9 protein-coding genes are annotated in these 13,696 nt (G+C 59.6%); 2 read left to right on the top strand and 7 right to left on the bottom strand.

What is annotated here, in order from left to right; all coding sequences use genetic code 11:
• Positions 1–79 precede the first annotated feature (79 nt).
• The gene (locus ACR0KL_RS13625) at positions 80–796 is read left to right on the top strand and encodes a response regulator (RefSeq protein WP_480777150.1); all 717 of its coding nucleotides are present in this window, start codon (positions 80–82) and stop codon (positions 794–796) included.
• A 425-nt stretch (positions 797–1,221) separates the two neighbouring features.
• Here ACR0KL_RS13625 and aspS read toward each other — a convergent pair whose 3' ends face one another.
• The 4 genes from aspS to ACR0KL_RS13605 form a co-directional block, all read right to left on the bottom strand.
• A complete protein-coding gene (gene aspS, locus ACR0KL_RS13620) occupies positions 1,222–2,997 on the bottom strand; it encodes an aspartate--tRNA ligase (protein WP_170680408.1) in 1,776 nt (591 codons plus the stop codon).
• A 77-nt stretch (positions 2,998–3,074) separates the two neighbouring features.
• Positions 3,075–3,746: a CPBP family intramembrane glutamic endopeptidase gene (locus tag ACR0KL_RS13615; RefSeq protein ID WP_170680406.1), complete on the bottom strand. Its 672-nt coding sequence runs from the start codon at positions 3,744–3,746 to the stop codon at positions 3,075–3,077.
• A complete protein-coding gene (locus tag ACR0KL_RS13610) occupies positions 3,743–4,387 on the bottom strand; it encodes an aminotransferase class IV family protein (protein WP_170680404.1) in 645 nt (214 codons plus the stop codon). Before ACR0KL_RS13610 ends, ACR0KL_RS13615 begins: the two co-directional genes overlap by 4 nt.
• On the bottom strand, positions 4,342–5,469 hold the full coding sequence (locus ACR0KL_RS13605; protein ID WP_170680402.1) for an aminodeoxychorismate synthase component I: 1,128 nt from the start codon (positions 5,467–5,469) through the stop codon (positions 4,342–4,344). The genes ACR0KL_RS13610 and ACR0KL_RS13605 overlap by 46 nt, the downstream gene beginning before the upstream one ends.
• A 177-nt stretch (positions 5,470–5,646) precedes the next feature.
• On the opposite strand from ACR0KL_RS13605, the gene carB reads away from it, so the two are divergent.
• Entirely contained in the window at positions 5,647–8,991 is a 3,345-nt protein-coding gene (gene carB, locus ACR0KL_RS13600; protein ID WP_480777149.1) for a carbamoyl-phosphate synthase large subunit, read from the top strand.
• Between the two features lie 55 nt (positions 8,992–9,046).
• Here the strand turns inward: carB and ACR0KL_RS13595 are convergent, their stop codons facing one another.
• From ACR0KL_RS13595 to ACR0KL_RS13585, 3 genes are read right to left on the bottom strand one after another with little or no spacing between them, the layout of a single operon-like run.
• Positions 9,047–12,088: an efflux RND transporter permease subunit gene (locus ACR0KL_RS13595; protein ID WP_170680390.1), complete on the bottom strand. Its 3,042-nt coding sequence runs from the start codon at positions 12,086–12,088 to the stop codon at positions 9,047–9,049.
• Positions 12,089–12,099: 11 nt separating this feature from the next.
• Entirely contained in the window at positions 12,100–13,137 is a 1,038-nt protein-coding gene (locus ACR0KL_RS13590) for an efflux RND transporter periplasmic adaptor subunit (RefSeq protein WP_170555839.1), read from the bottom strand.
• Positions 13,134–13,601 carry a MarR family transcriptional regulator gene (locus ACR0KL_RS13585; RefSeq protein ID WP_170555840.1) on the bottom strand — a complete coding sequence of 156 codons (468 nt, stop codon included), beginning with the start codon at positions 13,599–13,601 and terminating at the stop codon, positions 13,134–13,136. Before ACR0KL_RS13585 ends, ACR0KL_RS13590 begins: the two co-directional genes overlap by 4 nt.
• Positions 13,602–13,696: the final 95 nt, after the last annotated feature.

Raw genomic sequence — 13,696 nt, 5'->3', positions numbered from 1 at the left:
AAGTGCGCCAAATTGCCCGTTAACCCTGTGTTAGCCAGAAGTTCATAGCGTGAGGCATCTGCTGGATAGGAGAGCTGCCATGGACGATTCGGGACCATTGACCACCATTGCCACACCCACCGCGACCCGACCGTTGCGGGGACAGACCATTCTGGTTGTCGAAGACAGCCGATATTCCTGCGATGTGATCCGCCTGATGTGCCTGCATAGCGGCGCGCGGATCCGGCGTGCAGATTGCCTGAAATCGGCACGGCGTCACCTGCAGATCTATCGCCCCTCGATCATCGTCGTGGATATGGGGCTGCCAGATGGCTCGGGCGCTGATCTGATTGCCGAACTGGCGCAGGCCACCCCTCGGATCGGTGTCATCATTGGTATGTCCGGCGATGACTGCATCCGCGAAAAGGCGATGCAGGCCGGGGCAGATGGATTTCTGGACAAGCCAATCAAATCCATGGCCTTCTTTCAAAGAACCATTCTCGAACTGCTGCCCGAAAACCGCCGCCCCAGCGAACTACACGCGGTCCTGGATGAGCAGATCCATCCAGATCCCCTCGCCTATCAGGACGACATGGCCCATATCGCCGATGTGCTGGCCAGTCCGAATGATCACCGCACGCTGGACTATGCAGCCCAGTTTCTCGGCAGCGTCGCGCGTGAGGCCAATGATCTGGTCTTGATCAAGGCGGCAAAGGACCTTGCAGCTTCGCGCTCCGAGGGCACGCCGATCACCGCACGCGCCGCGCAGGTTGCCGGGATCGTTCAAGACAGATTGCAGCAGAAAGAGGCTATCTGAATTGGTAACCGCCTATTTCATCACCGCATCTTTGTTGTGTTTGTGGATGTACCGACAGGCCCGCAGCTCGGCTCGGGCCATCCGGGCGAAACGGGTCGGGGTAGCCAATCCTCTGGACTAAAGCGTTTCGGGTTTTACCTGAATCATCAAGTGACACGAATGTCCCGAGAACGCTGAATGCGTGGCAGGGTATTCGTGTCACAGGTTTAACCCGAAGCGATCTAGGTCAGGTTTGCTTGAAGCATTGAGCGGCACCACCGTCCCGAGAATGTCACAAGCATATTAGGGGATTGAGGTAACGAGACAGAATCGAAACACAAACGCATTCTTGCCTCGGTGATCAACGCGATCAGGTTATACGCACTTAAAGCCTTGTTTCACCCCCTCAAAAGCAAACCGCCCGCTTGAAGCGGGCGGCTGTTTCTTTAATCCTGCGGGATAATGCGAAGCCCCAGCTCCATCAATTGATCCGAGCTTGGCTCGGACGGCGCATCCATCATCAAATCTTCGGCGCGTTGGTTCATCGGGAACATCATGACCTCGCGAATGTTGGCTTCATCCGCCAGCAGCATCACGATCCGGTCGATGCCCGCGGCACAACCACCGTGTGGCGGCGCGCCGTAGTGGAACGCGTTGAAAAGGGCACCAAAGCGGGATTTCACTTCGTCCTCACCATAGCCCGCCAGCTCAAAGGCTTTCAGCATGATTTCTGGCTTGTGGTTCCGGATCGCGCCCGAGACTAGCTCATACCCGTTACAAGCCAGATCGTACTGATAGCCGCGCACGTTCAGAGGATCGCCGTTCAGCGCCTCCATACCGCCCTGCGGCATCGAGAACGGGTTGTGTTCAAAGTCGATCGCGCCGGTTTCCTCGTCCTGCTCGTAGATCGGGAAATCCACGATCCAAGCAAAGGCGAAACGATCTTTCTCGGTCAGGCCCAGCTCATCGCCGATCACATCGCGCGCCTTGCCCGCGACCTTTTCAAAGGTTTTCGGCTTGCCACCCAGGAAGAACGCCGCATCGCCGACACCCAGACCCAGTTGCTGACGGATCGCCTCGGTCCGCTCGGGACCGATGTTCTTGGCAAGCGGGCCAGCGGCCTCCATCCCATCGCCCTGATCGCGCCAGAAGATGTAGCCCATGCCGGGCAGACCTTCTTTCTGGGCGAAAGCGTTCATACGGTCGCAGAACTTGCGGCTGCCGCCAGTCGGCGCGGGGATGGCGCGGATTTCGGTGCCTTCCTGCTCCAACAGCTTTGCGAAAATCGCGAAGCCAGAACCGCGGAAGTGGTCGGAGACCACTTGCATTTTGATAGGGTTCCGCAGGTCGGGCTTGTCGGAGCCGTACCACAGGGCCGCATCCTTGTAGGAAATCTGAGGCCATTCCTGATCGACCTTGCGGCCGCCACCGAACTCTTCGAACACGCCGGTCAAAACGGGCTGGATGGTGTCGAACACATCCTGCTGTTCGACAAACGACATCTCAAGGTCAAGCTGGTAGAAATCGGTGGGCGACCGGTCCGCTCGCGGGTCTTCGTCACGGAAACATGGCGCGATCTGGAAGTATTTGTCGAAGCCAGACACCATGATCAGCTGCTTGAACTGCTGCGGCGCTTGCGGCAGTGCATAGAACTTGCCCGGGTGCAGGCGCGAGGGCACCAGAAAGTCACGCGCGCCTTCGGGCGACGAGGCGGTGATGATCGGCGTCTGATATTCACGGAAGCCCTGATCCCACATGCGGCGACGCATCGAGGCCACAACGTCCGAGCGCAGGGTCATGTTCTGCTGCATCGCCTCGCGGCGCAGGTCGAGGTAGCGATAGCGCAGGCGGGTTTCCTCGGGGTATTCCTGATCGCCGAACACCATCAGCGGCAGTTCGTCGGCGGCACCCAGAACCTCAAGCTCACGCACGTAAACCTCGATCTCGCCAGTTGGCAGTTTCGGGTTCACCAAATCGGCGTCACGCGCTTTGACGGTGCCGTCGATGCGGATACACCATTCCGAGCGAACTTTTTCAAGCTCGGCAAATGCCGCGCTGTCGCCATCGCAGAGAACTTGTGTCACACCGAAATGGTCGCGCAGGTCGATGAACAGCACGCCGCCATGATCTCGGACCCGATGCACCCAACCGGACAGGCGGACGGTTTCACCGACATTGGCGGCGGTCAGAGCGGCGCAGGTGTGGCTGCGATAGGCGTGCATGGAATATCCCTTCGGGCGCAGAATTCGTCGCGCCGATACACCCTGTCAGGCTTGGAAAGTCAAGGCGGGTCGCGCCGTCAAAACGGCCTTTGAACGTTGCCGGAATAGAAATACACGCCCAGGCCCACGGCAAAAATGATATTCCCCGCAATCGCGTGCAACAACACCGCGTAGAAGAAGGACCCTCGTTTGCGATAGGCCCAGCTAAACAGCAGGCCGCCAACAAAAGTCATGACGGCGACGATCCAGCTCCAGTACATCAGATGGGCGAAGGAAAAGATGGCCGCGTTCAGGAGGTCGGCCTTGTGGCCGTCAGGTAGGATCCCATGGTAGCGGCGGTAAAACAGCGGGCGGAACAACAGCTCTTGCGGTAGCGCAGACAGTAGCGGATAGCCGACCCAGATAAACGCCAGCATCTCGGGCCGGTGCATCAAAAGGAAAAAGGCGGCGTCCGGGCGGGTTAGGTAGATCAGCGCCGTGCAGAACAGTGCTGTAGCAGCCGTGAAAGCGGCCAGTTCGCGGACCGACCAGTTTGCCCAATTGTAGCGAAGTTCGGCCCATTGGAAGCCCGGTGTGGCATGCAAGAGGACAATGCCCAGCCCAGTGAATGCGAACAAGGCCGGGAACATCCAGTTGGGCGGGAACAGGACTGCAATCAGCAGAGGGACCGCAACAAAGAACGCACCGAATTCAAGCCGCAGACGCCCAATCGCCACCGGGCGGTGGTCCAATGCGCTGTCGTTGCTCATAGCGCCACCATATTTGCGGGGATTAGACCGCGCAGAGAGTTGCCCATATAAATCGCCTTGGCGGAACTCAGATCATTCATGGTTAGAACGGCCTCGGCCCAACCCTCCTCCAAAAGCTGTTCGCGCAGAATGCCCGGCAAAAGACCGCAGGACACAGGAGGCGTAAGCCTGCGCCCGTCCGGCCTTTCAATGAACAGATTGGTGATGGTTCCTTCGCACAGCTCTTCCCGCTCGTTGAAGAACAGCAGCTCGTCAATGCCATCCGGCAGGGAGGCTCGGGCAGTATCATAAACCACGCGGCGCGTGGTTTTGTGCTGCAACCATATGTCGTCTGAGTTCAGCCGGGTCTGAGAAATCCCCAACCGCCAGATCTCAGGGTTGCCAGCTAACGCGGCCGCGGTCAGGTCAAAGCCTCCGTGGACATCCATGGTCAACCGACACCGCAAGGGGGCATCGCTGGTAACGCCGGAAAATATCGCAAGCGCCGCATTGCGGTCGAAGGACAGCGCCAAGTCCTTTGCCGTGCGCGCCATGCGGTCAAGGTGCCGATCACGCCGCACGAAGCCCTGATCGGGTTGAAAGCCAAGGGTTTCGATCAGGCGGAAATCAGGCTCAACTGGTGGGCGAAGCGGGCTTTCCATAGGGCCTCCTCGTATTCAGATGGGGCTGTGCTGTCCCAAACCACGCCGCCGCCGACATTCAGGGTGGCGTTTCCATCGTCCATCATCAGTGTGCGGATGGCGACGTTGAATTCCGACCGGCCATCCGGCGCGGCCCAGCCGATGGTTCCGCAATAGATATCACGCGCCCAGGGCTCCAGCTCGGACAGGATCTCCATCGCACGGATCTTGGGCGCGCCGGTGATGGAACCACAAGGGAACAGAGCCGTGATGATGTCGGACAGCCCGGCCCCGACCTGCAGCTGCGCCCGCACCAGCGAGACCATCTGATGCACCGTAGCATAGGTTTCGACCTTGAACAGCTCGGGCACGTGAACCGAACCGGGCAGCGCCACGCGGCTGATATCGTTGCGCAGCAGGTCAACGATCATCAGGTTCTCGGCCCGGTTCTTCTCATCCGAGGACAGGAAGTTGCGGCGGCGGGCATCTTCTGCCATGTCCTCACTGCGCGGTTGGGTGCCCTTCATGGGCCGCGTTTCGATCCGGCCAGTCTCATCCGTGCGGAAGAACAGCTCGGGCGAGCGGCTTAGAAGGTCCGGCAGACCGTCCTGTTGAACCAGTGCTCCGTGGCCGACCGGTTGGCCGGACGTCAGCGCCGCGTAGAGCGCCGCGCTCTCCCCATCGACCTGCAGATCAATCGGGAAGGTCAGGTTCGCCTGATAAATATCCCCTGCCCCGATAGCATCATGCACTGCCCGGAAGGCCTGACTGTAGCGTGCTTCATCCCAACGCGGCTGAAACGCGGATACGCCGCCTTGCGCTTTGGGTAGCGCGCCTTGATCCGGTGCGTCATAGACGCCGAAACACAGCAGCGGCAGTTTCCGTTCACGAGGCAACAAACCAAGCAGCCGAGGTTCCAGCACATAGCCCAGCTCATAGCTGGCATAACCAGCCAGCCAACTACCCGCCGCGCGCGCGTCATCGAGGGCCGCCAACGCCTGTGGCACCTCGTCCGCGGCATCCGCCCGGATGATGTGGGATGGCCGGTCGAACCGGGTTCCCGGACCGGCAGGTCCCTGATCAAAACGAATACGCAAGTGCATCCTCATAAGCCGTGATGCGCGATATAGAGAATACTCTGCCAAGGGAAAGGGGGGAAAGCGGCAATTTCACCTCTGTTCCCGATACCTCTTGCACCTTTTCGCGCGGTCCCTATAACGCAGGACAATTTGGGCGCTGGGGCGGTGCCCTGACTCGCTGACAATCGAAGGAACAAGGCCATGCCGAGAAGAACCGACATCAAGTCGATCATGATCATTGGGGCGGGCCCCATTGTTATCGGACAAGCCTGCGAGTTTGACTATTCCGGCGCTCAGGCCTGTAAGGCGCTGCGTGAGGAAGGATACCGGGTCATTCTGGTGAACTCGAACCCCGCGACGATCATGACCGATCCGGGTCTGGCCGACGCGACGTATATTGAGCCGATCACCCCCGAAGTGGTCGCCAAGATCATCGAGAAAGAGCGCCCCGATGCCCTGCTGCCGACCATGGGTGGCCAAACCGGCCTGAACACCTCGCTAGCGCTGGAAGAGATGGGCGTGCTGAACAAGTTCGGCGTCGAGATGATCGGCGCTAAACGCGACGCGATCGAAATGGCAGAAGACCGTGCTCTGTTCCGCGAGGCGATGGACCGGTTGGGCCTTGAAAACCCCAAGGCAACCATCGTGACCGCGCCCAAGCGTGAAGACGGTTCTACCGATCTGGATGCCGGTGTTCAGATGGCCTTGGACGAGCTGGAGGAAATCGGCCTGCCCGCCATCATCCGACCTGCCTTTACGCTTGGCGGTACCGGCGGCGGCGTGGCCTATAACCGCGAGGATTACATCCATTTCTGCCGCTCGGGCATGGATGCCTCGCCGGTGAACCAGATCCTCGTCGATGAAAGCCTGCTGGGCTGGAAAGAATACGAGATGGAGGTGGTCCGCGACACCGCCGACAACGCCATCATCGTCTGCTCGATTGAAAACGTTGATCCGATGGGCGTGCATACGGGTGACTCGATCACCGTGGCCCCTGCCCTGACGCTGACCGACAAGGAATATCAGATCATGCGCAACGGCTCGATTGCCGTTCTGCGCGAGATCGGGGTTGAGACCGGTGGCTCGAACGTACAGTGGGCGATCAACCCTGAAGATGGCCGCATGGTCGTCATCGAGATGAACCCTCGGGTTTCCCGGTCGTCCGCGCTGGCATCAAAAGCGACCGGTTTTCCGATTGCCAAGATCGCCGCGAAGCTGGCCGTCGGCTACACGCTGGACGAGCTGGACAATGACATCACCAAGGTCACCCCCGCGTCGTTCGAGCCGACCATTGACTATGTCGTCACAAAGATCCCGAAATTCGCCTTCGAGAAATTCCCGGGGTCTGAGCCCTACCTGACCACCGCGATGAAGTCGGTGGGTGAGGCCATGTCCATCGGCCGCACGATCCACGAATCGATGCAGAAGGCGCTGGCCTCAATGGAATCGGGCCTCACCGGCTTTGACGAAATCGAAATCTCCGGCCTGAATGTAGGTGTTTGGGAAGAAGCGGACGACAAGGCTGCCGTGATCAAAGCGATCAGTCAGCAGACTCCCGACCGTCTGCGCACGATTGCGCAAGCGATGCGTCACGGTCTTTCCGATGATGAGATTTTCGGTGTCACCAAATTCGACCCTTGGTTCCTGGCCCGCATCCGCGAGATCATCGAGGCCGAGCGCCAGGTCCGCAAAGACGGCCTGCCGGTCACCGAGGACGGCATCCGAAAACTGAAAATGCTGGGCTTCACCGACGCACGTCTGGGCAACCTGACTGGCCGTGACGAAGACAACGTCCGCCGCGCCCGCCGCAATCTGGGCGTAAAGGCCGTGTTCAAACGCATTGACACCTGTGCCGCCGAATTCGAAGCGCAGACACCTTATATGTACTCGACCTACGAAGCTCCGATGATGGGTGAAGTTGAGTGTGAGGCGCGCCCAAGTGACCGTAAAAAGGTCGTCATCCTTGGCGGTGGTCCGAACCGGATCGGTCAGGGCATCGAGTTCGACTATTGCTGCTGTCACGCCTGCTTTGCGCTGACCGACGCGGGTTATGAGACCATCATGGTCAACTGCAACCCCGAGACGGTCTCGACCGACTATGACACCTCGGATCGTCTGTATTTTGAGCCGCTGACTTTTGAGCACGTCATGGAAATCCTGACGAAAGAGCAGGAAAACGGCACGCTGCACGGCGTCATCGTCCAGTTCGGCGGCCAGACTCCGCTGAAACTGGCGAACGCGCTTGAGGCCGAAGGCATTCCGATCCTCGGCACAACGCCCGACGCGATTGACCTGGCCGAAGACCGTGAACGCTTCCAGGCGCTGGTCAACGAGCTGGGCCTGAAGCAGCCGAAAAACGGCATCGCTTCGACCGATGAACAGGCGCTTGAGATCGCCGAGGAAATCGGCTTCCCGCTGGTGATCCGCCCCTCCTACGTTCTGGGCGGCCGCGCGATGGAGATCGTGCGCGATATGGATCAGCTGCGGCGCTACATCAACGAGGCTGTTGTGGTCTCGGGCGACAGCCCTGTTCTGCTGGACAGCTATCTGGCTGGTGCGGTGGAACTGGACGTCGATGCTCTGTGCGATGGCACCGACGTTCACGTTGCAGGCATCATGCAGCATATCGAAGAGGCGGGTGTTCACTCGGGCGACTCGGCCTGTTCGCTGCCGCCCTACTCGCTGTCGAAAGAGATCATCGAGCAGATCAAAGATCAGGCGTTCAAACTGGCCAAGGCGTTGAACGTGGTCGGCCTTATGAACGTTCAGTTCGCGATCAAGGATGCTGAGATCTACCTGATTGAAGTAAACCCCCGCGCCTCGCGTACCGTACCCTTCGTCGCCAAAGCCACCGACAGCGCAATTGCATCCATCGCCGCGCGTGTCATGGCGGGTGAGAAACTGGCGGACTTCCCGAAACGCCCGCCCTACAAGACAGTCGACGACAGCAAGATCGCCGACCAGATGACACTGGCCGACCCGGACATGCCGTGGTTCTCGGTCAAAGAGGCCGTGCTGCCCTTCGCACGCTTCCCTGGCGTCGACACCATTCTGGGCCCGGAAATGCGTTCGACTGGTGAGGTCATGGGCTGGGATCGCGACTTCCCGCGCGCATTCCTGAAGGCACAGATTGGCGCTGGCATGGTGCTGCCCTCATCCGGCCACGCATTCATCTCGATCAAGGATGCCGACAAAGGGCCGGACATGTTGGAGGCCGCGCGCGTTCTGGTCGATCAGGGCTTTGAACTGGTCGCCACACGCGGCACGCAAACCTGGCTGGACGCGCAGGGCGTACCTTGCGAAGTGGTCAACAAGGTCTATGAGGGACGCCCCGATGTGACTGACCTGATGAAAGACGGCGGTGTTCAGCTGGTGATGAACTCAACCGAAGGCGCACAGGCGGTGGAAGACAGCCGGTCGATCCGCTCGATCGCTCTGTATGACAAGATCCCCTATTTCACCACCGCCGCCGCCAGCTACGCAGCAGCGTTGGCGATCAAGGCGCAGGCCGAAGGTGACGTCGAGGTGAAATCGCTGCAGGGCTGACCTGCAGCACCAAGGAAAAAGCAAAACCCCCGGTCTTTGACCGGGGGTTTTTCATTCAAGCGGTAACCGCTTGTCGTTTCTCATCTCGCTGAAAAAACAGCATATAGAAGACCGGGGCCGCGACCATGGTCAGGACCGTGGCAAAAGCCAACCCGCCCATGATGGTGACCGCCATCGAGACAAAGAACGCATCCGTCAGCAGCGGGGCCATCCCAAGGATCGTTGTAATCGCCGCCAGCATCACCGGCCGTAGACGCGAGACGGATGCTTCGATGATCGACTCCTGCAGGGGTTTTCCCGTTGCGCGGACCAGGTCAATCTCTTCGACCAGAACGATGCCGTTCTTGATCAGCATTCCCGACAGGCTGAGCAGACCGAGAAGCGCCGTAAAGGTGAACGGCAGCCCGGTGCCCAGCAAACCGATGACCACGCCGTTCACCGACATGGGCACCAACAGCCAGATGATAACCGGCTGGCGGATCGCATTGAACAGCAGCACCGAGATCAGCACCATGATCAGCAGGCTCAGCGGCAATTGCCTACCAAGGCTTTCCTGGGCATCGCCCGAGTCCTCGAACTCACCGCCCCATTCCATACGATAGCCGGGTGGCAGGTCTATCTCTTCAATCGTTGCGCGCACCTCGGAATGCACCTGCGCTGCAGTCACATCCGGCGGGATATCCGCGCCAACGGTGATGGTCAGGACCCGGTTGCGCCGGTGGACCTCGGTGTTCAGCAACTGGTATTCGAACCCGTCCACCATCTGTTCGATGGGTACGAATTGGCCTGACTGATCGGAATACACGACCTGATCGACGATCGAATAGTCACCCTCCGCAGGGCGGCGCAGAATGATTGGGATCAGGCGGTCGCGCTCGCGCAGGACGCCTCCGGTGATGCCATCGGTCGAGAATTGCAGCGTGGCCGCAATATCTTCGCGAGAAACACCAGCTGTCTGCGCGCGTTCGGTTGCGTAGATCGGTTGAACCGCCAGTTCTTTTTCGCGCCAGTCATGGTGGATGTTCAGCGCGTTCGGCGTAGCAGCCGCCATGCGTTGAACCGCTTCGTCCGCCAACTGCCGCAGCACGGCTGGGTCGCTACCCGAAAAGCGGGCTTGTATCGGGGTGCCTCCACCCGGACCAAAGACCAGACGTTTGGTGCGAAACTCGCTTTCAGGGAACTGAGCCACCCCAAAGGCCTCAAGCTCGGCCTGCAGCACTGGGATATCCTCGAGCGTTTCCGTCCGAATGATCATATGACCGTAGCTTGGGTTCGGGTCCTCCGCGCTGTAGGTCAGCATGAAACGGGTTGCGCCCTGCCCGACAAATGTGGTGACGGACACCACATCGTCACGTTCGGCCAGCCAATCCTCGACCACGGCCATATCCGCTGACGTACGCGAGATTGGTGTGCCCTGAGGCAGTTTGTAGTGGACAAAGAACAGCGGCGTATTCGAGTCCGGGAAGAATTGCTGCTTCATCAGGCCAAAGCCCGCATAACAGGCCACCGTGACAGCGATCAGCCCGGCCACAACGAGCCAGCGGAACCGCAACGCCCAGCGCAGGATCGCGCCGTAAACGCGGAACAGAAGGCTGCCATAGGCGTCAACTTCACCCTCTTTGCCCTGCTTGAAGAAGTAATGCGCCAACATCGGTGTTACTGTGATTGCCAGAACCCAGCTGAGCAGCAATGAGATCCCGATAACCGCAAAGAGCGAGAACAGAAACTCTCCGGTCGCATCGGGGCTGAGACCGATGCCCGCAAAGGCCATGATGCCGATGACCGTCGCGCCCAGCAGTGGGATCTGCGTTTTCGATGCCACCTCATCCGCTGCATCGCGCGAGGATTTGCCGCGCAGCATCGCGATCTGCATGCCCTCGGCCACCACGATGGCATTGTCCACCAACATCCCCATCGCAATGATCAGGGCACCCAGCGAGATTCGCTCCATCTCAATCGAGAACAGCGCCATGAACAGTAGCGTCCCGACCACGGTCAGAAGCAATGTCGTCCCGACCACAATGGCGGCGCGCCATCCCATAAAGAGGCCCAGAACCGCGACCACGATGATCACCGACATGGCGAGGTTCACAAGAAAGTCGTTCGAGGCTTGCTCGACCACCACATGCTGCTGGTAGATGGGCAGAATCTCCACGCCAAAGGGGATTTGCGTATCCAGTTCCGCGAATTTGGCATCCGCGCGCTTGCCGACTTCGACAATGTTTTCGGCGGCCAAACCGGCAATGCCCAGCGTAAAGGCCTCGGTCCCATCGAAGCGGATCATGATATCCGGGTCGGTCTGACGGGCGCGGTAAACGTTGGACATGTCAAACAGGTTGATCACCTGCCCTTGCGAGCCGACCGACAACCCTGCGATGGCCGACACACTATCCGACCCTTCGGCTGTCAGAATGGTGGTGCGGTCGTTCTCGGACCGAACCGAGCCGGAGGAGTTGACCGAATCCGCGTTGGCAATCGCCTCGTTGATGGCTTGGATGGGGACATTCTGGTTCACCGAGATGGACAGATCCGGTTCGATGAAAATCGCCTCTTGCGGCAAGCCCTGAACCTCGACATCGGCAACGCCGTCGACCGTTAACAGCTCACGCCGCAGAAACGTCGCCAATTCGTGCTTTTCGGCGTCCGAAAACCCCTCGGCCGTGACTGCGTAGAACAGGCCGAACACGTCGCCGAAACCATCATTGACGAAGGGCTGGTTTACGCCAGATGGCAGGCCCCGCGCCGCATCGCGCACTTTGGCGCGCAGGCGGGTCCAGATGGCTGGCAATTCGCTACCGTCATATGTGGATTTGATCTCAACCTCGATCAGGGACTGCCCCGGCTGGTTCAACGAGGTGATCGTATCCACTTCGCCCATTTGCTGGATCGCCGATTCCAGAGGTTCAGAGACTTCCAGCGCCACTTGCTCGGCCGTGGCGCCGGGGTATTGCGTGACGATCACCGCGTTTTTGATTGTAAAAGCCGGGTCCTCCAGGCGCCCCAGGGAAAGGAAGCCCCAAATACCGCCAAACAGGGCGATCAGGATGATCAGCCACGTGTAAAGCGGCCGGTCGATAGATGCGCGTGCAATTCTCATTAGCCCGCCCCTTAGTTCGAGAAGCCGGTGAAACGGCGCACGCTCTGGCCGTCTGTCAACGCCGAGCCACCTGCGACAACCACCTCATCGCCGTCTGACAAGCCGGTCAGAACACGGACTTCGCCGGTCTGCGTTGGTTCGATGGTTACGGGTGCAAGGCGTACCGTGCCCTCGTCTGCGCCAGCCGGAGAAAAGACCATCACGCCCAGCGCGCCATCCGCGCCAGCGACGATGGCTGACGCCGGCAGAACGATCCCCGTGCGGCCATCCCTGACATGCACGTTCACCGACACGGACGAGCCGGGCAGAATCTGCAGCCCCTCAGGCGGGGTCAGGCCGAACTGAATGCGGAATGTCTGCCCAACACTCGAGGTCTCAGCGTCGAACTCACGGATTTCCAGCGGAAAAACTTCGTCGCTTACGGGGAATTTGGCCGTGATCGTGATGTCATCCTGCTGACCCGAGCGTTGGAACAGGATCTCGGGGACGTCCACCTCGATCCGAAGTTCGGACATGTCGTGGATGCGCACGATCGGAGTTCCCGCCGACACGGTGGTAAAGGCCTCAACTGCGCGGCTTGATACAAGCGCGTCGAACGGCGCCGTCAGCGTTGCGTGTTCCAGCTCGTATTCCGCGTCGCGGAGGGCGATAGCGGCCAGTTGCGCTTCGGTTTCGGAATCATCGACCGCCACTTGGCTGGCGGTTGTGCCGCGCAACCGCGACAGGCGCGCGACGGTTCGGTCAGCTTGTTCTTTCTGCAACCGGGCGCGATCCAGCCTGAGTTCGAACGGTTCCTGATCCAGTCGGGCAATCAGACCGTCCTTCGGGATGACGAACCCTTCGGTGACAGGCATCTCAACAATCTGCCCTGGAACCTGAAATGCCAGATCAACGGTCTGACGCGCAGCGACGCGGCCGAAAAACTGTCGAGTGAAACCCGGAGCCGTTTCCTGCACCTGCATTAGCTTGACCGGTTTCGCGGTCTCTTGCGCGACAAGCGGCGTCGCCAAAACGGCCAATAGCAGGCCCAGAGAAGTCAGCTGTTTCATTTCTTCAATCCCTCGGGAATTCCCGTTTTCAGTACGTTGTCACGAATCTTGCTCGCCATCCGGGCGAACTCGGCTGTTTCTTCTGCATTCAGGCCAGATGCCTTGTGAAACAGATCTCCGGCTGCTGACACCAACATATCTCGCGCGCTCTCGCCTTGTTCGGTCAGCACCAGCAACCAGGCACGGCGATCGTTGGGATCGCGCTGGCGCGCCAGATAGCCGGCTTCTTCCAGAGCATCCGCAGTGGCCGTAATTGTGGATGGCACGCTGAGCATATCGGCTGCCAGAACACCCATTCGCTTAGGTTCATCCAGCTTGATCAGCATATGGCATTCCGGGTGGCTCAGGTCAGTTTCGACGGTGTCGAAGGTCTCTTCGAGTTTCCAATAGAGCGCGTAGACGCCCATGATGGCCTGAATTTCTGGGCTCAAACGGCTAAGCCTGTCGCTGATACTGTCTGACATTGAAGAGACTCCGAGACGTCGTTGCGGGTCATATACTTCAAATTATGAACTATTCAATAACTGAAGTGGAGAATCATCCTCGGGCCTGGCTTCCC

The sequence above is a fragment of the Ruegeria sp. C8 genome (assembly GCF_056537565.1).
The sequence above is the reverse complement of the archived record's forward strand: the minus strand, read 5'-3'. Positions and strand labels throughout refer to the sequence as shown.

Bases quoted from the DNA above. Each gene is read 5' to 3' on its own strand.
- ACR0KL_RS13585 (WP_170555840.1), bottom strand. From the start codon at position 13,601: ATGTCAGACAGTATCAGCGACAGGCTTAGCCGTTTGAGCCCAGAAATT.
- ACR0KL_RS13590 (WP_170555839.1), bottom strand. From the start codon at position 13,137: ATGAAACAGCTGACTTCTCTGGGCCTGCTATTGGCCGTTTTGGCGACG.
- ACR0KL_RS13610 (WP_170680404.1), bottom strand. From the start codon at position 4,387: ATGGAAAGCCCGCTTCGCCCACCAGTTGAGCCTGATTTCCGCCTGATC.
- ACR0KL_RS13595 (WP_170680390.1), bottom strand. From the start codon at position 12,088: ATGAGAATTGCACGCGCATCTATCGACCGGCCGCTTTACACGTGGCTG.
- carB (WP_480777149.1), top strand. From the start codon at position 5,647: ATGCCGAGAAGAACCGACATCAAGTCGATCATGATCATTGGGGCGGGC.
- aspS (WP_170680408.1), bottom strand. From the start codon at position 2,997: ATGCACGCCTATCGCAGCCACACCTGCGCCGCTCTGACCGCCGCCAAT.
- ACR0KL_RS13625 (WP_480777150.1), top strand. From the start codon at position 80: ATGGACGATTCGGGACCATTGACCACCATTGCCACACCCACCGCGACC.
- ACR0KL_RS13605 (WP_170680402.1), bottom strand. From the start codon at position 5,469: ATGCACTTGCGTATTCGTTTTGATCAGGGACCTGCCGGTCCGGGAACC.
- ACR0KL_RS13615 (WP_170680406.1), bottom strand. From the start codon at position 3,746: ATGAGCAACGACAGCGCATTGGACCACCGCCCGGTGGCGATTGGGCGT.